At 60.7% G+C, this 23,695-nt stretch carries 24 protein-coding genes; 9 read left to right on the top strand and 15 right to left on the bottom strand.

Going from position 1 to position 23,695, the window contains the following annotated elements:
• Positions 1-8 precede the first annotated feature (8 nt).
• The 3 genes from AK821_RS08555 to AK821_RS08545 all read left to right on the top strand — a co-directional run bounded on the left by AK821_RS08555 (position 9) and on the right by AK821_RS08545 (position 4,498).
• Positions 9-1,616, top strand: a complete 1,608-nt coding sequence (locus tag AK821_RS08555) for a carboxyl transferase domain-containing protein (RefSeq protein WP_064389268.1) — start codon at positions 9-11, stop codon at positions 1,614-1,616.
• A gap of 117 nt (positions 1,617-1,733) precedes the next feature.
• The gene (locus AK821_RS08550) at positions 1,734-2,549 is read left to right on the top strand and encodes a gamma-carboxygeranoyl-CoA hydratase (protein WP_064389267.1); all 816 of its coding nucleotides are present in this window, start codon (positions 1,734-1,736) and stop codon (positions 2,547-2,549) included.
• On the top strand, positions 2,549-4,498 hold the full coding sequence (locus tag AK821_RS08545) for an acetyl/propionyl/methylcrotonyl-CoA carboxylase subunit alpha (protein ID WP_064389266.1): 1,950 nt from the start codon (positions 2,549-2,551) through the stop codon (positions 4,496-4,498). Before AK821_RS08550 ends, AK821_RS08545 begins: the two co-directional genes overlap by 1 nt.
• Positions 4,499-4,537: 39 nt before the next feature.
• On the opposite strand, the gene AK821_RS08540 is transcribed toward AK821_RS08545, so the two are convergent.
• Positions 4,538-5,197, bottom strand: a complete 660-nt coding sequence (locus tag AK821_RS08540; protein WP_064389265.1) for a LexA family protein — start codon at positions 5,195-5,197, stop codon at positions 4,538-4,540.
• A 130-nt stretch (positions 5,198-5,327) separates the two neighbouring features.
• On the opposite strand from AK821_RS08540, the gene AK821_RS08535 reads away from it, so the two are divergent.
• A complete protein-coding gene (locus AK821_RS08535) occupies positions 5,328-5,666 on the top strand; it encodes a DUF6124 family protein (protein WP_064389264.1) in 339 nt (112 codons plus the stop codon).
• Between the two features lie 161 nt (positions 5,667-5,827).
• On the opposite strand, the gene AK821_RS30860 is transcribed toward AK821_RS08535, so the two are convergent.
• Positions 5,828-6,046, bottom strand: coding sequence for a hypothetical protein (locus AK821_RS30860; protein WP_162531852.1), 219 nt, complete (start codon positions 6,044-6,046; stop codon positions 5,828-5,830).
• Positions 6,047-6,143: 97 nt separating this feature from the next.
• Here AK821_RS30860 and AK821_RS08530 point away from each other — a divergent pair, with 97 nt between their 5' ends.
• Complete coding sequence (locus AK821_RS08530) at positions 6,144-7,295, top strand: M14 family metallopeptidase (RefSeq protein ID WP_064389263.1); 1,152 nt, start codon at positions 6,144-6,146, stop codon at positions 7,293-7,295.
• A gap of 150 nt (positions 7,296-7,445) precedes the next feature.
• On the top strand, positions 7,446-8,645 hold the full coding sequence (locus AK821_RS08525) for an MFS transporter (protein WP_064389262.1): 1,200 nt from the start codon (positions 7,446-7,448) through the stop codon (positions 8,643-8,645).
• On the opposite strand, the gene AK821_RS08520 is transcribed toward AK821_RS08525, so the two are convergent.
• The 5 genes from AK821_RS08520 to AK821_RS08500 all read right to left on the bottom strand — a co-directional run bounded on the left by AK821_RS08520 (position 8,642) and on the right by AK821_RS08500 (position 14,151).
• On the bottom strand, positions 8,642-9,187 hold the full coding sequence (locus AK821_RS08520; RefSeq protein ID WP_064389261.1) for a cytochrome b: 546 nt from the start codon (positions 9,185-9,187) through the stop codon (positions 8,642-8,644). The two genes, AK821_RS08525 and AK821_RS08520, sit on opposite strands and share 4 nt — an antisense overlap.
• The gene (locus AK821_RS08515; RefSeq protein ID WP_064389260.1) at positions 9,184-10,290 is read right to left on the bottom strand and encodes a catalase family peroxidase; all 1,107 of its coding nucleotides are present in this window, start codon (positions 10,288-10,290) and stop codon (positions 9,184-9,186) included. The genes AK821_RS08520 and AK821_RS08515 overlap by 4 nt, the downstream gene beginning before the upstream one ends.
• A 120-nt stretch (positions 10,291-10,410) precedes the next feature.
• A complete protein-coding gene (locus AK821_RS08510) occupies positions 10,411-11,175 on the bottom strand; it encodes an enoyl-CoA hydratase-related protein (RefSeq protein ID WP_064389259.1) in 765 nt (254 codons plus the stop codon).
• A gap of 52 nt (positions 11,176-11,227) precedes the next feature.
• Complete coding sequence (locus AK821_RS08505; protein WP_064389258.1) at positions 11,228-12,562, bottom strand: hypothetical protein; 1,335 nt, start codon at positions 12,560-12,562, stop codon at positions 11,228-11,230.
• Positions 12,559-14,151 (bottom strand): amino acid adenylation domain-containing protein, encoded by a 1,593-nt coding sequence (locus AK821_RS08500; RefSeq protein WP_064389257.1) that lies wholly within the window; start codon positions 14,149-14,151, stop codon positions 12,559-12,561. Before AK821_RS08500 ends, AK821_RS08505 begins: the two co-directional genes overlap by 4 nt.
• A gap of 282 nt (positions 14,152-14,433) precedes the next feature.
• On the opposite strand from AK821_RS08500, the gene AK821_RS08495 reads away from it, so the two are divergent.
• Entirely contained in the window at positions 14,434-14,940 is a 507-nt protein-coding gene (locus AK821_RS08495) for a sigma-70 family RNA polymerase sigma factor (protein ID WP_064389256.1), read from the top strand.
• Positions 14,937-15,692, top strand: coding sequence for an anti-sigma factor family protein (locus tag AK821_RS08490; protein WP_064389255.1), 756 nt, complete (start codon positions 14,937-14,939; stop codon positions 15,690-15,692). Before AK821_RS08495 ends, AK821_RS08490 begins: the two co-directional genes overlap by 4 nt.
• 136 nt (positions 15,693-15,828) lie before the next feature.
• On the opposite strand, the gene AK821_RS08485 is transcribed toward AK821_RS08490, so the two are convergent.
• From AK821_RS08485 to AK821_RS08455, 8 genes are all read right to left on the bottom strand, one after another.
• A complete protein-coding gene (locus AK821_RS08485; protein WP_064389254.1) occupies positions 15,829-16,800 on the bottom strand; it encodes a Csu type fimbrial protein in 972 nt (323 codons plus the stop codon).
• On the bottom strand, positions 16,797-19,154 hold the full coding sequence (locus AK821_RS08480; RefSeq protein ID WP_064389253.1) for a fimbria/pilus outer membrane usher protein: 2,358 nt from the start codon (positions 19,152-19,154) through the stop codon (positions 16,797-16,799). Before AK821_RS08480 ends, AK821_RS08485 begins: the two co-directional genes overlap by 4 nt.
• Positions 19,155-19,233: 79 nt before the next feature.
• Positions 19,234-19,965, bottom strand: a complete 732-nt coding sequence (locus AK821_RS08475; RefSeq protein ID WP_236708301.1) for a fimbrial biogenesis chaperone — start codon at positions 19,963-19,965, stop codon at positions 19,234-19,236.
• Positions 19,910-20,044: a hypothetical protein gene (locus tag AK821_RS31140; RefSeq protein ID WP_256585369.1), complete on the bottom strand. Its 135-nt coding sequence runs from the start codon at positions 20,042-20,044 to the stop codon at positions 19,910-19,912. Before AK821_RS31140 ends, AK821_RS08475 begins: the two co-directional genes overlap by 56 nt.
• Before the next feature lie 11 nt (positions 20,045-20,055).
• Entirely contained in the window at positions 20,056-20,556 is a 501-nt protein-coding gene (locus AK821_RS08470) for a Csu type fimbrial protein (protein WP_016983916.1), read from the bottom strand.
• A 4-nt stretch (positions 20,557-20,560) separates the two neighbouring features.
• A complete protein-coding gene (locus tag AK821_RS08465; protein WP_064389251.1) occupies positions 20,561-21,097 on the bottom strand; it encodes a Csu type fimbrial protein in 537 nt (178 codons plus the stop codon).
• A 20-nt stretch (positions 21,098-21,117) separates the two neighbouring features.
• Complete coding sequence (locus tag AK821_RS08460) at positions 21,118-21,651, bottom strand: Csu type fimbrial protein (RefSeq protein WP_064389250.1); 534 nt, start codon at positions 21,649-21,651, stop codon at positions 21,118-21,120.
• A gap of 99 nt (positions 21,652-21,750) precedes the next feature.
• Entirely contained in the window at positions 21,751-22,254 is a 504-nt protein-coding gene (locus AK821_RS08455; RefSeq protein WP_064389249.1) for a Csu type fimbrial protein, read from the bottom strand.
• A gap of 305 nt (positions 22,255-22,559) precedes the next feature.
• On the opposite strand from AK821_RS08455, the gene zapE reads away from it, so the two are divergent.
• Positions 22,560-23,690, top strand: a complete 1,131-nt coding sequence (gene zapE / locus AK821_RS08450) for a cell division protein ZapE (RefSeq protein ID WP_064389248.1) — start codon at positions 22,560-22,562, stop codon at positions 23,688-23,690.
• The last annotated feature ends 5 nt before the right edge of the window (positions 23,691-23,695 follow it).

Below are 23,695 nucleotides of genomic sequence, written 5' to 3'. Positions count from 1 at the left end.
AGCTGGCCATGGCTACCTTGCACACTCAGCTCAATCCCCGTTCAGCAGAATTCGCCGCCAACAGCGCGGCGATGCTCAAACAGGTCGACGCCCTGCACACTCTGCTCGCCCAAGTGGCGCAGGGTGGCGGCGCTAAAGCCCAGGAACGCCATACCTCGCGCGGCAAACTGCTGCCGCGCGAACGCATCAACCGCTTGCTCGATCCGGGTTCGCCGTTTCTGGAAATCAGTCAATTGGCCGCCCACGCGGTTTACGGCGAAGACGTGCCGGCCGCCGGTGTGATCGCCGGGATCGGTCGGGTCGAAGGCGTCGAATGCATGATCGTCGCCAACGACGCGACGGTTAAGGGCGGCTCGTACTATCCGCTGACCGTGAAGAAACACCTGCGCGCACAAACCATCGCGCAGCAGAATCGTCTGCCGTGCATTTATCTGGTGGACTCCGGTGGCGCCAACCTGCCGCGTCAGGACGAAGTGTTTCCGGATCGCGAACACTTCGGGCGGATCTTCTTCAATCAGGCCAACATGAGCGCAATGGGTATTCCGCAGATCGCTGTGGTCATGGGCTCGTGCACGGCGGGCGGCGCTTATGTGCCGGCGATGGCCGACGAAGCGATCATGGTGCGCAATCAGGCAACGATTTTCCTCGCCGGCCCGCCACTGGTGAAAGCCGCGACCGGTGAAGTGGTCAGCGCCGAAGAGTTGGGCGGTGCCGATGTGCACTGCAAGATTTCCGGGGTCGCCGACCATTACGCCGAGAGCGACGAACACGCCCTCGCCCTCGCCCGCCGCAGCGTTGCCAACCTCAACTGGCGCAAGCTCGGCGAAGTGCAGCAGCGCACGCCGATTGCGCCGCTGTACAGCAGCGACGAGTTGTACGGCGTGGTTTCCGCCGATGCCAAGCAGCCGTTCGACGTGCGCGAAGTGATTGCGCGACTGGTCGACGCTTCGGTTTTCGATGAATTCAAAGCGCTGTTCGGCACCACACTGGTCTGCGGTTTCGCGCATCTTCACGGTTACCCGATCGCGATTCTGGCGAACAACGGCATCCTCTTCGCCGAAGCCGCGCAGAAAGGCGCGCACTTCATCGAGCTGGCTTGCCAACGCGGCATTCCGCTGCTGTTTCTGCAGAACATTACCGGCTTCATGGTCGGGCAGAAATACGAAGCCGGAGGCATCGCCAAGCACGGCGCGAAACTCGTAACGGCGGTGGCTTGCGCCAAGGTGCCAAAATTCACCGTGATCATCGGCGGCAGCTTTGGCGCGGGTAACTACGGCATGTGCGGTCGCGCTTACGATCCGCGTTTTCTGTGGATGTGGCCGAACGCGCGGATCGGCGTTATGGGCGCCGAGCAGGCCGCTGGTGTGTTGGTGCAGGTCAAGCGCGAACAGGCTGAGCGCAGCGGCCAGACCTTTAGTGCCGCGCAGGAAACCGGGATCAAGCAGCCGATCCTCGACCAATACGAAGAGCAGGGTCACCCCTACTATTCCAGCGCACGGCTGTGGGACGACGGCGTCATCGACCCGGCGCAGACCCGCGATGTGCTGGCCCTGGCCTTGTCCGCGTCGTTGAACGCGCCAATCGAACCGAGCCGCTTCGGCGTGTTCCGGATGTGATTTTTTGTGGGAGCGAGCCTGCTCGCGAATACGGTTTGTCAGATAGCGGATACGTCGACTGATACATCGCTTTCGCGAGCAGGCTCGCTCCCACAGGAACCGTGGAGACGGATGAATATGAGCGATTTCAACACCCTCGAACTGCACAGCGACCCACGCGGTTTCGCGACGCTGTGGCTAAACCGCGCGGAAAAAAACAACGCGTTCAACGCCGAGATGATCCGTGAACTGATCCTCGCCCTCGACAAGGTTGCCAGTGACGCCAGCCTGCGTTTCCTGCTGGTGCGCGGCCGTGGCAAGCATTTCAGCGCCGGCGCTGATCTGGCGTGGATGCAGCAATCAGCCGAACTCGATTACCACACCAATCTCGACGACGCCCGCGAGCTGGCCGAACTGATGTACAACCTCGCCAAGCTGAAAATCCCCACGGTGGCCGTGGTGCAAGGCGCGGCGTTCGGTGGCGCGTTGGGGCTGATCAGTTGCTGCGACATGGCGATTGGCGCCGATGACGCGCAGTTCTGCCTGTCGGAAGTGCGTATAGGTCTGGCGCCCGCGGTGATCAGCCCGTTCGTGGTGCAAGCCATTGGCGAGCGTGCAGCGCGGCGTTATGCGCTGACCGCTGAACGTTTTGGCGGTCAGCGGGCGCGGGAAATTGGGTTGTTGTCCGACAGCTATCCGGCTGCCGAACTGGATGAGCAAGTCGAACAATGGATCAACAATTTGCTGCTCAACAGCCCTGCCGCCATGCGCGCCAGCAAAGACTTGTTGCGTGAAGTCGGCAACGGCGCACTGACCCCGGCGCTGCGTCGCTACACCGAAAATGCCATCGCCCGCATTCGCGTCAGCCCTGAGGGCCAGGAAGGCTTGCGCGCCTTTCTGCAAAAACGTTCGCCGAACTGGCAAGCCGCAACCACCACCAAGGAGCCGCGTTGATGAGCGCACCTGTTCTCACCACCCTGCTGGTGGCCAACCGTGGCGAAATCGCTTGCCGCGTGATGCGCACCGCCAAAGCGCTGGGCCTGACCACCGTCGCCGTACACAGTGCCACTGACCGCGAAGCGCGGCACAGCCGTGAAGCGGATATACGTGTTGACCTGGGCGGCAGCAAAGCCGCCGAGAGTTATCTGCAAATCGACAAATTGATCGCCGCGGCCAAGGCCAGCGGCGCGCAGGCGATTCATCCGGGTTACGGTTTTCTGTCGGAAAACGCCGGATTCGCTCGCGCCATCGAAGCCGCCGGGCTGATTTTCCTCGGCCCACCTGCCTCGGCCATCGATGCCATGGGCAGCAAGTCCGCCGCCAAAGCGCTGATGGAAACCGCCGGCGTGCCGCTGGTACCGGGTTATCACGGCGAAGCGCAGGATCTGGATACCTTCCGCGCTGCTTGCGAACGCATCGGGTATCCAGTGTTGCTCAAGGCAACTGCCGGCGGCGGTGGCAAAGGCATGAAAGTGGTCGAGGAGGTCAGCCAACTGGCCGAAGCCCTCGCCTCTGCGCAACGGGAAGCGCTGTCGTCGTTCGGCGACTCACGAATGCTGGTGGAGAAGTATCTGCTCAAACCACGTCACGTGGAAATCCAGGTGTTCGCCGATCAGCATGGCAACTGCCTGTACCTCAATGAGCGTGATTGCTCGATTCAGCGACGCCATCAGAAAGTCGTCGAAGAAGCTCCGGCACCGGGTTTGTCCGGGGAGCTGCGTCGCGCGATGGGCGAAGCCGCCGTGCGTTCGGCGCAGGCGATCGGTTATGTCGGCGCCGGTACAGTGGAGTTTTTGCTGGATGCGCGCGGCGAGTTTTTCTTTATGGAAATGAACACGCGGCTACAGGTTGAGCACCCTGTGACCGAGGCGATCACTGGTCTGGATCTGGTGGCCTGGCAAATCCGCGTGGCCCGTGGTGAAGCGCTGCCGATCACTCAGACGCAAGTGCCGCTCAATGGCCATGCGATTGAAGTGCGCTTGTATGCCGAAGATCCATCGAATGACTTCCTGCCGGCCACCGGACGTTTGGACTTGTATCGCGAGTCCGCTGCGGGACCCGGGCGTCGAGTCGATAGCGGGGTTGAAGAAGGCGATGAGATTTCACCGTTCTATGACCCGATGCTCGGCAAGCTGATTGCCTGGGGTGAGGATCGTGAGCAGGCACGCCTGCGTTTGCTGAGCATGCTGGATGAATTCGCGATTGGTGGTTTGAAGACCAACATCAACTTCTTGCGGCGGATCATCGCGCACCCGGCTTTCGCTGCGGCGGAGCTGGATACCGGGTTTATTCCGCGTTATCAGGAACAGTTGCTGCCTGTAGCGGGCACGTTGAGCGAAGCGTTCTGGGAAGCCGCGGCTCAAGCGGTGGCACAGAGTCTGCCTCAACTTGCGCGCCTGGATGACCCTGCTTCGCCGTGGTCGCTGAACAGCGGATTGCGCGCGGGTCTGCCTCCGGAAGTCACGCTGCATTTGAGTTGCGAGGGGCAGGATCGAGCGCTGACGCTGAGTGCCGCGGGCCACGGCAAACTGGTCGACGAGCAACTCATCGTTGAACACGACGGTGTACGTCGCACGTTGCGCGCTATCCGCCAAGGCGATGCGCTGTACCTGCAATGGGAAGGCGAGTTGCGCCGGATTACCATGCACGACCCGATCAGTGCCGTCGAAGCCAGTCACAGTCATCAGGGCGGCCTGACTGCACCGATGAACGGCAGCATCGTCCGGGTGCTGGTCGAGGCTGGCCAATCGGTCGAGGCCGGTGCGCAACTGGTGGTGCTGGAAGCGATGAAGATGGAACACAGCATCCGTGCGCCCCACGCTGGAGTGATCAAAGCGCTGTATTGCCAGGAAGGCGAAATGGTCGGCGAAGGCAGCGCTTTGGTTGAATTGGAAGCTGTGTGAAGTGAGGATCGATCCTACGCCGGGCGCGGATCGATCTGACTAGTAACGCGCCGTTGCCTGAACCACAACACCGATGATTCGACACTCATCGGTGAACAGGGCTTTCGGCCAGGTCGGATTGAGCGGCACCAGATAACGCTGGCCGCCCTCTTCGTCGAGCTTGCGGAATATCGCTTCCTCGCTGTCCTGCCACTGGGCGATCACCAGCTTGCCGGGCACCGCCTCCACCTCCGGATCGACCAGAATCAGCATGCCTTCGGCAATGCTTTGGCCACTCGGCGCGGTCATCGAGTTACCCGTGACCGTCAGCCAGAACGCCGCGCCTCGGGAGTGGTAATCCGTCAGTTGAAAACGCTGTTTATCCGCTGCCGGAGTGTAGGCTGACTGCCCGCTCTCGCGTACCTCGCACGGCGTGTGCCAATCGCTGACCGGGTAGCGGAAGTACGGGTTGTACTTCTGCGCCAGCGGCATCTCGTCGTCCGGCGTCAGTGGCGGCTCGCGAATCACCAGCACCACTTCAAGGAAGTCCATGCCCAGCGCATGCAATACGCGGTTCATTTCCGTTATGCCGGGTTCGCGACGTTTGTTCAGCCAATGGCCGATCCCGCCCTGGGACATGCCGACGCGCTCTCCGAGCTCTGTTTGAGTGATTTTGAGCTCACTCATCTTGGCCTTGACCAACTCAATCCATTTATCCATGTGCGGCACCTTACTCGGCCGCCTTCGGCCAGCAAAACACATATTGTAGTATTTAAATTCTGGTCACAACTACGTATCGTACTATGCTGCGAACACGGATTTTCAATGTGACAAGGAGTGACCTCTCATCATGGATATCAGCAGCAAAGACTTGCCCGACCTGCAAATGGACACCACGTTCACCTCGCCCCAAGGCAATGCCGCGGCGCAGCGAGCGCTGGACTATTACTTGAAACCAGCTGTTTCAGAACCTCAGGTCGATGAGCGTTTCTTCGACGTCAATCGTCATGTCAGCGGCGAAGAAGCCTTGGTGCACGCGTCGGATTTGTTGCGCTGCGCAGCCGCCACCGCGTGCAAGGCCGCAGAAAACCTGCAGGGCGCAAGTCGCGATCTGGCTTTTTCGGTGGTGCATATGGTGGATATGGCGCGGGCGATGGTCGACCATTCGATCGACGGCGATGAAATCTGAGGACGGATCAGGACGGACGGGAAAGAATTCTCCCATCGCACAGATAAAAACATTTGACTTGCAAATGATAATGATTATTATTGCAAGCAGCTGGTCGCGAGATCAGTCGATGGACCAGAGACCTTAGGTCGGTCTTCTGGACTATCTCCTCATCAGGCTAATCACGGTTTTTGACCCGGCTTTTTGCCGGGTCTTTTTTTGCCCTTTTTTTGGGCTTGTGGCTTCAGGCTAATGAAGTCTTTAGGTGCTGCGAATTCGATGGCGCGGATAATATCAAAAGAATATCGATTGGCAAGCCGAGCCCGGCCACATTGGGGCAAACTAATGACAAATAGCACTTGAGAATCAATCGCACACTCACTAAGCTGCATTCGCGTCATGGAGGACGCCCCCCAGCACCACCCCGCAATTCCCCTCGGTTTCAGCCCTTCCTGCGTGTAAAGTAACGGCCATAAAAATCATATTCAGGAACCGACTATGACCGTGGCCAAATCTTCGTTCGACATCAGCGCCAATTTCGACAGCGGCAATATTCAAGTCATCGATATCAGCAACCCGCTCAACCCGGTTCTGGCCATTCGCCCCGACACCCGCAGCGCCCATTTCCAATGGTTTCACTTCAAAGCCAGCGGTCTGCATGTAGGCCAGGAACACTGGTTTCGCCTCAACAACGCCAGTCAGTCTTCCTACAACAAAGCCTGGACCGGCTATCAAGCCGTGGCCTCCTACGATCACGTCAACTGGTTCCGCGTACCGACGATTTTCGAAGGCGACTGCCTGCGTTTTGGTCTCGAAGCAAGCCAGACCCACGCCTGGTTTGCCTATTTCGAACCCTACAGCCGTGGCCGTCACGACTGGCTGATCGAGCAGGCGCTGAGCAAGGCTGGCACTGAACTGCTGGCCACCGGTAAAAGTATCGAGGGCCGCGATATACAATTGCTGCGCAAAGGCACCGGTGCCGAGGGCCAGCGCAAAGTATGGATCATCGCCCAACAGCATCCGGGCGAGCACATGGCCGAATGGTTCATGGAAGGCGTAATCGAACGTCTGGAAAAACATGACGACCCGTTGCTCGACAAACTCCTGGCCAGTGCCGATCTGTATCTGGTGCCGAACATGAACCCCGACGGCGCTTTCCACGGTCACCTGCGCACCAATGCGATGGGCCAGGATTTGAACCGCGCCTGGCAGAACGCCAGTCAAGAGGTCAGCCCCGAAGTATTTTTCGTACAACAGCAAATGGAAAAATACGGCGTCGATCTGTTCCTCGACATACACGGCGACGAAGAAATCCCCCACGTATTCACCGCCGGTTGCGAAGGCAATCCAGGCTACACGCCACGTCTGGAGAAACTCGAAGAGCATTTCCGCAGCCACCTGAAACACACCACCAAAGACTTCCAGACCCAACACGGCTACACCCGCGACGAACCGGGCCAGGCCAACATGACTCTGGCCTGCAACAGCGTCGGTCAAAAGTACGACTGTCTGTCGCTGACTCTGGAAATGCCATTCAAAGATCACGACGACCATCCCGATAAACAAACCGGCTGGTCTGGCAAACGTTCAAAACAACTGGGCAAGGACGTGCTGACCACCATCGCCGACATGGTCGATACCCTGCGCTGATCCCTCCTCCCGCTACACCAAAAGATCGCAGCCAGTCTGCGATCTTTTGCTTTGTGGAATTCAAAGACTCGCGCAATCCGGTTGCAAATCAAAACCTCAGCCCGTACCGTAACTCTGGTTTTATTTTGAAACCTATACAGGACGTCGGGCATGCAACTTAAATCGTTAAACAGCAGCGTTGTGCTGCTTTTCGCCGTGGCTTGTGGCCTGGCAGTGGGTAATGTCTATTACGCACAGCCTCTGCTGGATGCCATGGCCGAAGCTTTTGCAATGTCGCCGGCCAGCATCGGCATCGTCATTACCCTGACGCAGACGGGTTACGGCATTGGATTGGTACTGCTGGTGCCGCTGGGTGATCTGCTCAACCGGCGGTGGCTGATCGTTACGCAAAACCTTCTCTCGGTAGTCGCTTTGCTGATGATCGCGTGGGCGCCGAACAGCGCCTGGCTGTTACTGGGCATGACACTGACCGGCTTGCTCGCCGTCGTGACGCAAGTGCTGGTGGCTTACGCTGCAACGCTGGCTGACCCGGCGCAACGGGGCCGCGTAGGCGGCGTGGTGACCAGCGGGATCGTCGTCGGCATCTTGCTGGCGCGCACGGCCGCCGGCGCAATGGCTGATCTGGCCGGCTGGCAGGCGATCTATTTGCTCTCGGCCGGGCTGACGTTGCTGATGACATTGTTGCTGTTCGGTGTATTGCCCAAGGATGAACCGCCGCAGCCCGACACCACATATGTGGCGTTGATTGCCTCGGTATTCAGCCTGTTCAGGCAGGAGGCGGTGCTGCGCCAACGCGCGATACTCGCGCTGCTGACATTCGCCAGCGCCATGGTGCTGTGGACGCCAATGGTGTTGCCGCTGTCCGCCCCGCCGTTGTCGCTTTCGCACAGCGAAATCGGTCTGTTCGGCCTCGCGGGTGCCGCCGGTGCGCTGGCCGCCGCGCGTGCCGGGCACTTGGCCGATCGCGGTCTCGGTCAATGGGTCAGCGGGCTTTCGCTGCTGCTGATGCTCGCGTCCTGGCTGCCCATCGCTCTGACCGGGTCCTCGCTGTGGGCCTTACTGCTCGGCGTGATCACTCTGGATCTGGGCTTGCAAGCCGTACATGTCACCAGTCAGAGCATGATCTACAGCGTGCGCCCCGAAGCGCAAAGTCGCCTCACCGCCGGTTACATGCTGTTTTATTCGATTGGTAGCGCTGGCGGTTCAATTGCCTCAACCGCCATGTACGCCTGGGCGGGCTGGGCTGGCGTGTGCCTGCTGGGTGCAGGCATCAACGCCGTCGCATTGGGGTATTGGTGGCTGACCCTGAAAAGTGGCGCACCTGCGCGATGCGCCAGCCAGTCGGGTTAACGGCGATCGCGGCCGCGCAACATGCTGTCGAGCACCTCGTCACGGCGCACCCAGCCGTGGAACAACGCCGCCGCCAGATGCAGCAACACCGTCAGAAATAGCAGATACGCCAAATACCCATGGGCCTTGCGCAGTAACGCAAACAGTTGCGCATCCGCTGGCACAATCGACGGTAACTGCACAGAGGTGCTGAGCATGACCGGCTCGCCCGAAGCACTGATCATCGCCCAGCCAAGCAGCGGCAACACCAGCATCAACGCATACAACAACAGATGCGAAGCCTTGGCCGCCATCACCTGCCAGCCCGGCAGATCCGCCGGCAGCGGTGGCTGGCGGGTGGTCAAACGCACCAGCAGGCGCACGATCACCAGCGCCAGAATCGCAATGCCCAACGGTTTGTGCAGATGAATCAACCATTCATGCCGCGACGACACCGAGGTGACCATACCCGCGCCAATAAACAGCATGGCGATAATCATCACCGCCATCAGCCAATGCAGCAGGCGCGCCAACAGGGCGAAATGAGTCGGTTGGGTTCTCATGGACGAGCCTCCTGTTTGGCGGCGGGCAACTGGCTGACTTCGCTGGTGCGACGCAGGTAGGAATCGGCGTAACCGGCAGAGCGCGCGGCAAGCAATGGATCGTCAGTACCTTCAATCCCCGAGGGCAGTACCAATGGGTCGTAGTTGATGTCGCGGCACTCACCACTGAGTTGCGGCTGGGTTTTCTCCAGTACCAGCGTGCCGGCATTCAGCACTTTGCGCCCGGCCGGCCAGGTTTTACTGGCATCGTTGACCGGGTCGTCGGGATTGGCCAGGGTGATATTCAACTGAAAGCGCAGCGGTGCGGCGGCGAGCTTTTGCACCAGATCCTTTTCGAGAAAATCGCCGCCTTCAGGTGCGGTGGCACCCGCAGCATCTGCAGCCATGGGCGTCATGCTCCAACGCACTGCCTGCTTCTTGCCGCTGGCGTCCACCAGATAAAACGCGTTGATGCTGTTGTAGGTTTCAGTGGCATAACTGGCCGACGGCTTGGCGGTCTTCACCCAGGTCAGAAACGGCACAGCTTCGGGATGTGAAGCGAAAAACGCCGGGACTTTCGATGGATCAGGTTTGCCGGTGGCCGGGTCGGGTGACTGCGCCTGCTGCAACTGGTAGAACGCCTCGGGCGTGCCTACCGGAAACACCGGCATGCTGTTCATCCCGGTGCGCCATTGCTGCCCGTTGGCCTGAGTGAAACGCAACGCCAGACTGCGAATCGGCACACTACTGTCAGGCGCATAAGGGTTGCCCGCCGGCAGCGCGAAACGCCCGACCACCGGGGTACGCGGATCGTTGAATACTTGCGCGGAAGAAAACACCCGCGCCTCGCCACTGCTCTCGAAATGGCCGATCACGCACACACCTTTGGCATGGTTACGACGAAATCCGGGATGTACGCCGTTGTTTTTCTCCAGCACATCGACCAGCGCTTTCGGCGTCAGACGCTGTGGGTCGAAGTTACCGTGCACGTAGGCAAACGCCCCGGCGACGGCAGCGACGACTACGGCAATGCTGCTCAGACGCAAGATCAGGCTCGCGGCGCTCAAAGGCGGGCGCTTTGGCCCGCCTGGCGGTGAAGTGGGCGGTGAGCTGCGATCAACCATGAAAGACTCCAGGGCCATCGGCCGTAGGGAAAGGTGCTATGAGACGCACGCCTCGTAGGATTATTCCCTTTGAACTGTAGTTTCTTTCAGGACGATGCGTATGGCGCTGCGTCGAGCAGATTAAATCGGCTGAAATCGCGGCTCACGCTTTTGCAAAAAAGCCTGCATTCCCTCCTTTTGCCCGGGCGTTGCGAACAAGCCATGAAACACCCGACGTTCGAACAGGAGGCCTTCGCGCAACCCCGGCTCCAGCGCACGATCCACCGCCTCGCGGGCTGCGCGGGTCGCCGTGCGGGGAAATCCGCCGATACGCTGCGCGACCGCCAACGCCTGCGCAAGCAAATCGTCGGTGGCGGTCACCCGTGAAACCAATCCGGCCTGTTCGGCTTCCCGAGCGCAGATCGAGCGCCCGGTCAAAATCATGTCCATGGCCTTGGCGCGCCCGATCAATCGGGTCAGGCGCTGGGTGCCGCCCATCCCGGGCATCACCCCGAGGGTGATTTCCGGCAAGGCGAATCGCGCCGATTCGGCAGCGATAATCACGTCGCACATCATCGCCAACTCGCAACCGCCGCCAAAGGCAAACCCCGCCACTGCAGCCACTTTCGGTGTCCTGAACGCGGCAAACTCGTCCCATCCGGCGAAGTAATCTTGCTCGATCATCTCAAGGCAAGACATGGCGTACATCTCTTTGATATCGGCGCCCGAAGCAAAGTATTCGTGTGTACCGGTGATCAGGAAACAGCCTACACCCGGGTCGTTATCCAGCCCACGCAGGGTCTCCAGCAACTCCGTCATCATTTGCGTATTCAGCGCATTGCGCGCCTGTGGACGGTTAAGCCGGATCAGCGCCACACGTCCCAATCGTTCGATCAAAATGTTCATGTTGGTCTCGCTCCTTGAATAAAAAATCTGTGGGAAAAACGTCGCAGTGGTGTCAGGAATCCCAGATGGCGCCGTAGGCCGGAATACCGCGAGCTTCCATTTCCTCAACCACCTGCTGCGTCAGCCTCTGGTTGGAAATGCAGATCACTGCCTCTGCGCCGAACGACTGCACGGCGTCATACGCCAACTTGACCAGATCGGGTTTGCCCGACACCGCGGTGTCCCAGATCAGCGCGTCCGGTTGCGCCGCGAGAATTTCGTCCACCAGCGCATCGCCATAGGTGGTTTGCGGACTGCGGGTCGACCAGATCAGGCGAATCGGCACTTGTTTGGCCAACAGGTGCGGCAACACCGGACCGATTCCGCTGCCGGTGGCGACGTAGACCACCGATTTGAACAGCGTTTCAATGCGCGCCACGCCCGCCGTGCTGATGCCCTTGACCCAGACGTGGGTCGGCGCCTGCTCGATGAATGCTCCCGTCCAGTCTCCCGCTCTTGAAATGATCAGCCGGAAACCGTTCTCTGCAGTTGCAGGAATATTGGCAAAGGAGTGCCATTCCCACAGCGGATTACGACTGATCGCTGTGGCGGAGCCGGCAAACGGTGTGTGATGGGAAAAACGCGCGACCACCGCATGCGCGGAGGGCCTGACCACACTGATCGGGACTTTGCGCAAACGCAGCCATGGCGAGGCGATGCTCAACGTCAGCAACAGCAGCATCCAGAAGGACACCGATTGCAGCAGAACGTCTGTCAGCGCCAAGGCAGGATTCTGCTCTTGGGCAAACATCAGCGTCATTGCCCAGAACATCAACAGCGCCGCCCAACCGGCGAAACGATGAGTCCGTTCGAAAGCGTTGTGAAAGCGCCCGCGTATGCCCGGCAACGCCATGATCGCAACCAGCAGCAGCAAACCGAACAATCCGCAGCTCACTCCGATCAGCGCCAGCGAAACCCCTCCCGGCCCGGCAAAACGCTGCCAGATCATTGATCCGAGCAATGTCGCAAACCAGGCAATCGCCGCCATCGCGCCACCGCTGTGCAGCCCGCCGAAATGGTAGACCTTGGCCAACGTCCGGCGAATCGCCAGCGGCCAGGTGGTGGGCGCCCGGGTGGCCAGCCAGAACAGCAGATTGATCAGGTATTGCTGGCGAATCAGGATCGCCATCGACAGGTTCGCCACCACCAGCCCCGACAGGGTCGGCAAGTTCACGCCCGCGCTTGTCCACCACTCACCGACGTTCAAACCGTACATCAGCGCGGCAAGGTTGGCGGTGAATACCAACACCACCAGACGGTTGTAATGCGAGCATATCGGCAGCGCTCCCAGGCGCCGCCAAAGTGCTCGCTTGGGCGGCATCTGCAGGTTCGAAGCCAGCCTGCTCATGCCGTGACCGCCTGTTCGGTGCGAGCATCTTGCGCCTGATGCGCCACTGCCCACTCAAGCAACAACCGCTTGTCGACCTTGCCACGCGACGTCAACGGAATGGCCTCGACGGCAAGAATCAGGGACGGCACGCAGTAATAGGCAAGCCGCTCTGCGCACAGGCTGCGCGCGACATCGATATCCGTGGTGGGCGGATAGACGAATGCCACCAGATGGCGACTGTCGAGCTTGAGCGTCACCGCACACTCACAATTGGGCGCTGACTCCAACGCTGCAGAGACCGAGTCGAGCTCGACCCGAAAGCCTCTGACCTTGACCTGATCATCGATGCGGCCCAAGTGTTCAAGCTCACCGTCGACTGTCCAGCGTGCAAGATCACGGGTGCGAAACATCATGCGCCCCTGTCCGAGAAACGGATCGGGTTGATAACGCTCGGCGGTCAACTCGGGATTGCCCAAGTACCCGGCCGTGACGCAATTGCCGCCGGCCCACATTTCGCCCGGCTCACCCGGCGCGCAGAGCTGGCCCGCCTCATCCAATACATAAACCGTGTTGTTGGGAGTCGGTTTGCCAATCGTCAATGGTCCGACGCCCCGATAGTGCTGCATGGTATTGACGATGGTGGTTTCGGTCGGCCCGCAGGCGTTATAGAACGTGCAAAACGCCGACCAGCGATCCGCCAACGGTTGCGGACATGGCTCACCCGCCAGCGCGACCACTTTCAGTTGAGTGCAGCGCGCCGGATCAAGGGTGGCGAGAATCGAAGGCGTCGCAATCAACACGTCGCAGCGCTCGGCAGTCTGGGCAATGTCCTTGCCCCGGATCAACAGTGTCGCCCCATGGGCCAGACACCCCAGCACTTCCCAGGCCGACATATCAAAGGCGATATTGAGGATCTGTCCGACCCTCAACCCGGGACGAATGCCGAGGTTGCCGGGCGCGGTCAGGAGAATGTTGCAGACGTTGCGTTGCGTCACGCGAACACCATTGGGCTGGCCAGTGGTGCCGGACGTGAACAGCACAAAACACAACGAATCAGGCGATGACGCTGCGCTGCCGATGTTCCGGTCATCTGCAGCGACACTGTCGACGCTGATGAACGCGTCAAGGTGGATGCACTGTTGTGCCGCCGTCAGCGGCAGCGCCGGTGCCAGTTTCGCCAGCGTCAGTACCACGCGCACGTTGGCCACCGTAAGGATATGCCGCATCTGCGCCGCCGGGGTAACGCCCACATGCTGCGGAATATAGGCGGCACCGATTTTCAGCACCGCCAGCATGCCCACCAGCATCGGGATCGAGCGTTCGACAAACAGCGCGACATGATCGTCCGCCACTACACCTTGCTCCAGCAGGGTTGCGGCGAGACGATTGGCTTGGCGATTCAATTCGCGGTAAGTGATGGAGCGGCCCTGATACTCCGCAGCGATAGCCTGAGGCCGGGCTATCGCCTGCGCTTCGATGGCGCGGTGGATCAAAGTCGCTTGAGGCTGGCGCAGCGGACCGCATCCAAAACGCGGCCATGACTTTGATTCAACCGAAGCCGTCAACGTGCTTGATGCACAACGGTTATTCCTCGCGAATGTTTGCATTGGACTTCCCTTTTATCCCGACAATGGTTCAGTCACGCCTGGCGCAGTGGCTTGGGGTTACACCGCCTGCCAGACGTGTCAGTCAAAAGGGTTGAGAAGGGAAATCAGCCGCCATTACAGTGACTACAAAGCGCGGCGAACTATCCTACAAAGCGAGGTACAAAAACTTTCACTGCTGCGGATGGAATAATCGGCGCGCCGGGACGTCTTCCAAGCCAACACCGCGTTTCGGGCCACAAGGCATGTTCCATTTCATCAGCACTACGGCATGAATACCTCACCATGAACGAGCTAGACCAACAGCTACGTGAATTGATCCCGCGATTGCGCCGCTTTGCCGTGTCGTTGACGCGCAACAGCAGCAGCGCCGACGATCTGGTGCAGGCCTGCCTGGAGCGTGCCTTGTCGAGTTGGGGCGCCAAGCGCGCCGACGGCGACTTGCGTGCCTGGCTGTTCGCAATCCTCTACCGGCAGTTTCTCGACGCCCACCGGCGCTCGCGGCGCTATGCGCGGATGCTCGAGTTTTTCACCGGACGCGAGGATGCCGAGCCTTCGGTGGAACGCACCGTGATTGCCCAGTCGACCCTGCAGGCCTTCGACCGATTGCCGACCGAACAACGCGCCCTGCTGTTGATGGTTGCGGTGGAAGGCCTGACTTATAAAGAGGTCGCCGAGATTCTCGGCGCCCCGATCGGCACCGTGATGTCGCGCCTGTCCCGCGCCCGCCAGGCCTTGCGCCAACTCAGCGACGGCGAAATCAGCAGCCCTTCTTTGCGGATACTCAAATGATCAGCCTGCCTCCCAGCGAGCGTGATTTGCACGCTTACGTCGACCACCAGCTCAGCGACGCCGACCGGCGTGTGCTGGAGACCTGGTTGGCCAGTCATCCGGAACACGCTGCGCAAGTACGCGCCTGGCAGCAGGATGCCCAGCAATTGCGCGCGGCGCTTGGCGGTGCCTTGCAGCTACCGGCCAATCCGGCGCTTGACCCGCTGATGCTCCGCCAGCGTCGTCAGCGCCAGGCTCGTCGCCATCTGGCCAGTGCGGCGGTGCTGCTGATCGCGGTGAGCGTCGGCGGCTTCAGCGGCTGGCAGGCCCGTGAGATGACCTTGGTGCGCCCTTCCCTGTTACCGATGACCGACGCGTTGCAGGCGTATCGGCTGATCGCCCAGCAAGAGATGTTGCCGGCCGATTACAAGGTCGACAGCGACGGTGACATGCAGCGCTGGCTCGACCGCTACTTCACCAAAGCCAGTCGCTTGCCCGATCTGAAAGCGGCCGGGTTTGAACCGGTCAGCGGACGCCTGCTCAGCACTGACGAAGGCCCGGCGGCGATGGTCATGTATGAGGATGGCAGCGGGCACAAGGTGAGCTTTTACGTTCGCCCACCGGGACCGAAGAACACCTTTTTGCCGCGTGGCAGCCGCAGTGATGGCGACTTGCAGGCCGAGTACTGGTCGGGTGGCGGGTACAACTACGCCATGGTCAGCCCGACTGACTCCCCGGCGGCGCAACAGCTCAGGCAATCGCTGCAATTCTGAATCGCTCCCGTAGGAGCTGCGGCACGCTGCGATCCTTTGATCTTGATCTTAAAAAACAGGGTCAAAAGATCGCAGCCTCGTTGCACTCGACAGCTCCTACAGGGATTGAGTCGGGTCAGCAAGGGGGCGAGTCAGGTCAGAAACCGACGTCGAGCACCACATTGTCCAGATAAGTGCCCGCCGGTGGTGTGGTCTGGTCGGTGTAGATTTTTGCGTTGTAATTGAAGATCTGGCTACCGGTGCCCAACCCGTTACCCGGATTCACCTCGGCATCGGTACTGGCGCGCCGCGCCGCGCCGACACTGCCCCAGCGCGTGGTACCGGCGCTTTTGAAAATGTCATAGGCGAGAAAATTGCTCCCGGAAATCATCCGCCGCCGCCCGCCGACACTCACCGCGTTCTGCCCGTCGCTCAACCCCACGGTGTAAGCACTGCCTTTGGTGCAGGCCAGATTGATCGTCTGTCCGGTCACCGGGGTGAACGCGCTAACCACCGGCGCGCTGCCGAAGGCAATGTTCGGCGCGGTAATCGTGCAGTCGTTGGACACCGTCAGGTTCACCGTCAAAGAAGTCGTGCCGTTGGCGATATCGCGCCCAATGCAAATGGCACCGATGCCGATCCCGGAACAGTAATTCCAGTTCCAGAAAATGCTCAGGGTTTCGGTGTACACCCCGGCGGCGACGTTGCTGCCAATGGTCGTACCGAGATAGAGCGGCACTGTTTTCGGCGTCGTACCGTTGAGCAGGCCCAAGGCATCGATGATGCCGTTGCGCGCGAAGTCGTAGGCGGTGCCGCGCGTCAGCGGGTAGCTGGTGCTGTTGTTGGCGTAGATCGTGTAATTGATGACATCGCCGGTCGGCCCGACCAGACCACTTTTAGTCGAAGAAACGGTGCCCCAGAAGTGGTCGTTGCTGGTCAGCAGGGACAACAGAGAGCCAGTGCAACTCAAACCGGCATTCAGTGTGGAACTGGGCTGCGAAGTCGTGCGTACGGCGATCGAACTGAGCATGCCGAACGCCGCCGGCGTGGTGCTGACCACCGAACACGCGGCCTGCACCACCCCGGGCATAAGCAGTGCCAGACATAACAGCCATCGCCGGAACATCATTGACACACCAACGGGCCAATCAACGGCACCTGATCCTGATTCAGATCGACACTGAACTGCGCCTGACAGGTCTTGCCGTCGGCCAGCGTCACGTGCAGCGAGTTCTGCGCCTGCAGATTTTCCAGATAAACCAGCCCGTCCCAACCGACCACCGTCCGCGTGCCGCTCTGCTCGTGCAAAACACCCGCGCCCAGCGGCAGGTCGCGCTGCTGCGCGTCAACCAGCACGATGCTCGCGGCAATCACTCGGGTCAGCGGAAATTCCAGCAGATAACCGCTGCCACGCCTCACCGCGATGCGCTGTTCGACGTTGGGACTGCGTACGTTGGCCGGCAGATTCAGTGGATCGATTTCATACTTGCCCCGGTAATAAGCGCTGCTCCACGGCACCAGCAGATGACCGTTCTTGTCGGTCTGGCCGACCTGCTGGTTTTCGTAGCGCACCGGAATGTCGGCAAAACCCTCAGTACTGACCACCACAAAAGCGTCGTCGATACGGTTGGCGGCGAACACCTGACGGTCCATCCACACCAGTGAACCACTGGCGTCGGCCCAACGGGTTTCGGCGTCGGAAGTGCCGTAGACACCGGCCTGCAATTGCACCGACTGCAGGCGCCAGGTGACGTCAGCCTGACGATAATCGGCGCCGTCACCCTTGGCGTAACCCAGATTGAAACCTACGCCGCCCTCGGTCGGCACCGCGCGACTGTAGTTGACCCGCTGCTGGCTCTGCCCGGTTTTACTGCGTTCGGTGCTGATCGCCAGACTGCCGCGCAAGTCGAACGGAACCACCAATTGCGCCTGCACCGCCCAGTTGCTGTCGCCGATCTCGCGATTGGCCGACAGATAGAAACTGCTGTTGCGCCACAACGGTTTGCTCCAGCTGAGGTTGAGCAGCCGCGTGCGCGAATCGTCCGCCGCGCGCACATCGAAATAACCCGCGCCGAGACTGCCCCAGCGCTCGAGGTTAAGGCTCAGGGTCGCCTGTTCGCTGCGCCGGCTAAGACTGATGTACGGGCTGTCGACCACGCTCAGATCGGCGTATTGATCATGACGTTGCAGACGCTGATAGGAAAAGCTGAAACGCTGGTTGCTGTACTGATAGCCAAGGCTGACCTGGTGACCGCCCTCGCCGTCGAAACGACTTTGGCTCAGTGCACTGTTGAGCACACCAAAGTTACCGAGCTGCCAATTGCCGCCGAGGCCGCCCAGTGTCAGCGAATCGGCCGCTTCGGCATGGCTTTCCAGGGTGAAACTGTCGCTGACGCCATAGCGCAGGCTGCCGGAGGTGACACCCGGGCCGTAATTGAAATCCTTCAAACCATAGTCGCGACGCAAAGTACCGGCAGCCACGGAAAAATCGCTCAAGCCTTTTTGCAGCAAGGTGCTGGTGACATAGAACGGCACCGTGGTCGAGACCTGTCGACCGAGCGCATCAGTGGTCACTACGACGGCTTCGCCAGCACCGTTGATGAACGGAATATTGGTCAGCGTGTAAGGTCCTGGCTGCAAATCTGCGCTGCTGGATTTGTAGCCATTGATGAACAGATCCACCGAGGATGGCACCGCCGCTTCACCGGCAAATTGCGGCAACGGATAGGTCACCAGATCCGGGCGTACCGCAAAGTCCCGAGAAAACTGCACGCCACCCAACCGCACCGAACTGCTCCACGGCAGCGCACCGCTGATCACGTCACCCGCCTCGTAGGTGAGCATTCGCTCGTCATCGGAGTATCGCCAAGTGGTGTCGTAGCGCAGATAGCCGTTGTCCAGCGTGTTGAGCGAATCACCGGACAAGGTTCGCCGGTATTGCCCGGTGTTGGACAGCGTGCCCCAGCTGTCGAACAGCCGCACTTCGTTCCACGCTGCCAGATAAGTGCCGGCATCGTCGGTGTCATTGAGGTACAGGTCATAGTTGAACAGCGCGCCGAAACTGCTCAGCGCCGGCGTCCGCGGATAGCTCTGCCGATTGCCGATGAACTGTTCTGGCAGCCAGTCCGGCGGCACGTCCAGCAGCAGGCGCTGACCGACGCTGTCGTAGTCACTGTGCAGCCCCGCCAGACTGTCGAGATCGACCTCGGCGCCGAGGCTGTCGGGCAACTTCATGCCGGTTTCGCGTAACGCCGTCGCCGGCAAAAACAAGCGCCCGTCGCGCTGCTGCACCGCTACCACGCGTCCGGTATTCATCTGGTTGACCACCAGTTCCAGAAACAACTGAGCATCACTGACGGCCTCCATGCCGCTCGGTGGCGGCGGCAGATCGCCGGCCCCGGATGGTTGAATGAACATCAGGCAACACGCGCCGGTGATGAGCCACAACGGACGCTGAATACGGCGAACCCGTCCTGGGTTCATACGCGTTTTACGTCCGTCAATGGACTGAATCCTCCTGATACCGCTTTCGTCGACGCCAGATGCCCGCGCTACGACTCACTCACTTGGCGGGCGTGATGCTCTGCACCTGTGCCGCGCCATTTACTCGTACCTGCAACGCCGAATCATTGGTCAGCGGTGTCGGTGCCGGCCAGCGCATCACCGCACCCGGCAGCACGTAACCGAGCAGCCCTTCGGCCAACGGTTTGCTCTGCCCGGCCTGCTTTATAGCCACGTCGGTCAACCGCGCATGCACCGCGCCCTGATTGCGCACTTCCACATAAGGCTTGCCGTCCACGGCTACCGTGCGCCAGCTCAACTGCGGCAGGCCGACCCCTTTGGGATCACGCGCACGGGTGCTGTCCTCTTTGCTCCACAACCCGGCGCCATAGGCAAACAGCGGCACCGAATAACGCATCTGGAAGCGGATCGCTGCGGCGGTTTTGCCTCCGTCAGCGGTCGCGGGTTGTGCGGAAGGAATTTCATCGATGATGATCCGGTAGGCCAGTTCCTGCCCCGGCGGCACTTCCTTGGTGCGGGTCAGGCGCACCAATTGTTTCTGCCCCGGTTCGATTTTCGCCACCGGTGGGCTGCCGATCACGTCGCGCTGGTTCTGGTATTGCTCGGCGAAACCACTCTGGCTCCAGCCGAATACGCGGATCTGCAGATTGGCGGTTTCGCTGCCGCGGTTTTCCAGCCACAGCGCACTGGCCTGTTGATCAGCCTCCAGCACCGGATCAATCGGCCAGATCAGCACCGAACTGGCAGCGTGTGCGGTGCTTGCCCCGAACATGACCACCGCGCACATCGCGCAACACACGAGCGAATGCCGTGACGTAACTGACCCCATAAACCTGCTCCTTGTCGGCCATTCAACTTCGCCTTACCACGACAGTTGCACCTGCAACACGTCGCTGTACGTCCCCCCAGGCTGATTGCCCGGCAATTGCACCTGACCGTAAATCGGCAGGCTGATGTTGTTCGCATCGCTGTAAGCCACCGCCACACTCTGGCCAATGCCCAGGCTCTGGCTGTACGCCGCATCGCGAAACAGTGCATACGCCACCCGCGCGCTGCCGCTGTTGACCTGCATGTGCCGTCCGCTGCTGTTGTACTGGCCGCCATCAACGCTCATGTTCAGCGTTACGCCCGGCGTGCATTGCAATTGCACCCCGCCGGTCAGCGCGACCTGCACGGTGCCGGTAGCCAGTGCCGAACGCGAACCGAAATTCAGCCCGCCATAGTTCGACACCCCGCCCACCACCAGACACCCGGCAGTGACCGTGGCACTGACCTGAAAGCTCTGGCTCGTCGCTGCGGTCAGCGGCAGCGGCGCACTGCCGGCACAGAGCAGGAGCAGAGCGGCACAGCCATGGCGGCGCATGGCATCAGAACGTCAGTTCAACAGCGACAGTGTCGGTGTAAGTCCCCGCCGGCAAACCGGCCTTGCCCACCGCCTGACCGTAGATGTTCACCGTCTGCGCAACACCGGTGCTGGCGGCGAGATTGATCGTCCCGTCGATCGCCAGCAGTTGCGAGTGCCCGGCATCGGTGTACAAGTCGTACGGCACGTAATTGGCCACCCCGTCGTACAACGCTCGTGTGCCGCCCGGTGACATGCCGTCATGGGAACCGGCGCGCACCTTGACCGTCGGCGTGGTGCCGCTGGAACAGAGAATCGACAGTGCCCCGCCACCGCCACCCAACACTTGCCCGGTGGCCGTGGTGAACAGGCTGTTGGCGGTGCCGAAGTTCAACGCACCGAAGTTCAGCCCGGTGGAACCGCCAGCACCGTTGACCTGACAACTGCTGATCAGAATCAGGCTGGAGGTGATCTGGCCGGTGACCGTGGTGGCGGCGTTGGCACTGGAAACCAGCGCCAGGCCAAGCAACGACAAACCTATCCTTGATGCAAACATACGCATGGTGTCCGTCCTCTACGGGGTTACCAGTCGAGCGTCACCGTCAGCGTGTCGGTATAGACACCTGCCGATACCGCGCGGGTATTCGCCACCACCGAGCCGAATACCGGAATGGGTATCTGCGCAGCGCTGGTGACAGCGAAATTGTGTTGCTGGCCGATGCTGTAGCTCCGGGCGCCGGAGGGATCGACGAACAGCTGATAGGGAAGAGTCTGGCGGCCGTTGCTCAGGCGCCGGGTGTTGCCGTCACCGTGGGCGCCGCCGTCAATGGTGACGGTGAAACCAGTGACCGAAGGATTGCAGGCGACGTTGAGTTTGCCGCTGCTGTCACTGCCGAGACTGGCCTTGATCGGTGCGTTCCGGGTCGGGCCCTGAAGGCCGAAAGCGAGGGTGCCGAAATCGCGGCCCGGGCGGGCGGGTGTGCTGGTGTTGGTGCCTTCACAGCCGGCAATCAGGATCAGCCGCGCATTGATCTGCCCGCTGCCTGCCGCTTGCGCGTTGCCTGCGAGCATAGCCAGCATACCTGCCGCTACCACCATCCAGTGTTTGCCTGTCATTGCGCCCGTCCCTGCTCCTTTACGCTGACTCATTCACCGCGTTCATCATGGAACGCCTTCCTTGCACACCCGCGTCCGCCGGGTGCCTTGAAACCGTGATCACCAGGTGACCGTCACCTTGACCAGATCCGAATAACGGCTGACTCGCGGCACCTCAGCCAAGCGCTCGATGCGCGCATACAGCGGCAGCTCTACCGTGCCACTGTCCGGCACCCGCCCGCTGACTGGCACATCCACCACCAGCGGTACCCGGCGCGCCGCGTCCTGATACAAGCGATACGGAATAGGTTTGCTGCCGGTCGAACCGGCCATGTAGCGGACCTCACCGACACCGCCATGCAAGCCGCCATCGACGCGCATCTGGTAAGGCGTGTCGGGGTTGCACTCCAGCCGTGGCAGGCGCTGATTGGTCAACGCGGCAGCCAACGGCCCGGCGGGGTCATCGAGGCGTGCGGTGCTGCCGAAGTCGAGCACACCCAGTTGCTCAATGCCGGCGCCACGCTGTTGGCCGATCAACTGGCAGCCGCGCTGCACATCGACGCGCACTTCGACCTGAAGATCTGCCGCATGAACAGGTGCAACGAGTGCCCCCAGCAGCCCCATGACCACATGTACATTCACTGCGCCGTTCCTTGTCAGTGATCGCTTGCGACGTCGTTTCTGTGATTGAGGTTAGCAACGGTCGACGATTCCGCCAGTCGATTGGATCCAGTGATCATCCGGGATATGTTTCGAAAGGTTGGCAATCGGTCAGGCCAAGTCGCTAAAAATAGCTGTACGTGCCGTAGGATTCTGTCCAATAACCGCCCACTCTGGAATCGTCGCGGTGGCTGGCCAGGTCGGCGTCTGGTTACACTACGTCGCCACGCTCCCGGAAGCCGGTCTTGACGAACACGGAGACGCCCCCAGTGCCTGCCCACCTGCCGAAACGATCGCGACTGATCCAGCGCTGGCCGGCATTGCGCCGTTGGTTGGGCAAGGGTTTGCCGGCCAGTGCCGGGCATGACGCCAGTGCCCAGTCGATCCGCGACTACTTCCGGCACAAGGCCAGCGGTCAGGGTTACACCCTCAGTCATAGCCAGCAGCGCGTCATCGAGTGCATGGCGCAGCAAGCCAGCCTGTTGTTTGGCGCAAGCGGCCGAACCGCACCAAGTCTTTATCTGTTCGGCGCCGTCGGACGCGGCAAGAGCTGGTTGCTCGATGGTTTCTTTCAGGCCTTGCCGATCACCCAGAAAAGGCGTCTGCATTTCCATCAGTTTTTCGCGCAATTGCATCAGGGCATGTTCAGCCATCGCGAGCAGGACGATGCCCTCGAAGTGACGCTGGACGAATTGCTGGAGGATTGTCGGGTGCTGTGTTTCGACGAGTTTCATGTGCATGACATCGGCGACGCCATGCTCATCACCCGGCTGTTCAAGGCATTGTTCAAGCGGCAGATTCTGCTGCTGGTGACCTCCAACTATGCGCCTGACGGCCTGCTGCCCAATCCGCTCTATCACGCCCGCTTCAAACCGGTGATCGAGCTGATCAATACGCACATGCAGGTGATGGAAGTCGGCGGGGCGCACGATTACCGCAGTCACACGCGTCACTCTGCGCAGCAGATATTCACTCAGGGGCATTACGTGTGGCCAGCCACGCCAGCGCAACGCGCCGCTCTGGAGCTGCCGCCTGCGGATGCGCCGGGCGTTGCGCTAACCGTCGGCACCCGGCAGATTCGGGCTCGCTGGTGTAAAGAGCGAAGTGTCGGTTTTACCTTCAACGAACTGTGTGAACAGCCGACGGCGGTCATGGATTATCTGGAGCTGTGTCGACGTTTCGACCGCTGGATCATTGATGATCTACCGGAGCTGGGAGAATGCCCGATCGCCGCGCAACAACGCTTCATCAACCTGATCGACGTGTTGTACGACCAGGACAAGCATCTGACGTTGCTGGGTCGCCTGCCCTTGCACGAAAGCCTCGACGGCCACGCCATTGACCTGGCGCGCACGCGCAGCCGGTTGGGGCAGTTGCAAGAGATGCACAACGACGACTGACCACA

The organism is Pseudomonas sp. RIT-PI-r, assembly GCF_001297015.1.
Lineage (GTDB): Bacteria > Pseudomonadota > Gammaproteobacteria > Pseudomonadales > Pseudomonadaceae > Aquipseudomonas.
The sequence above is the reverse complement of the archived record's forward strand: the minus strand, read 5'-3'. Positions and strand labels throughout refer to the sequence as shown.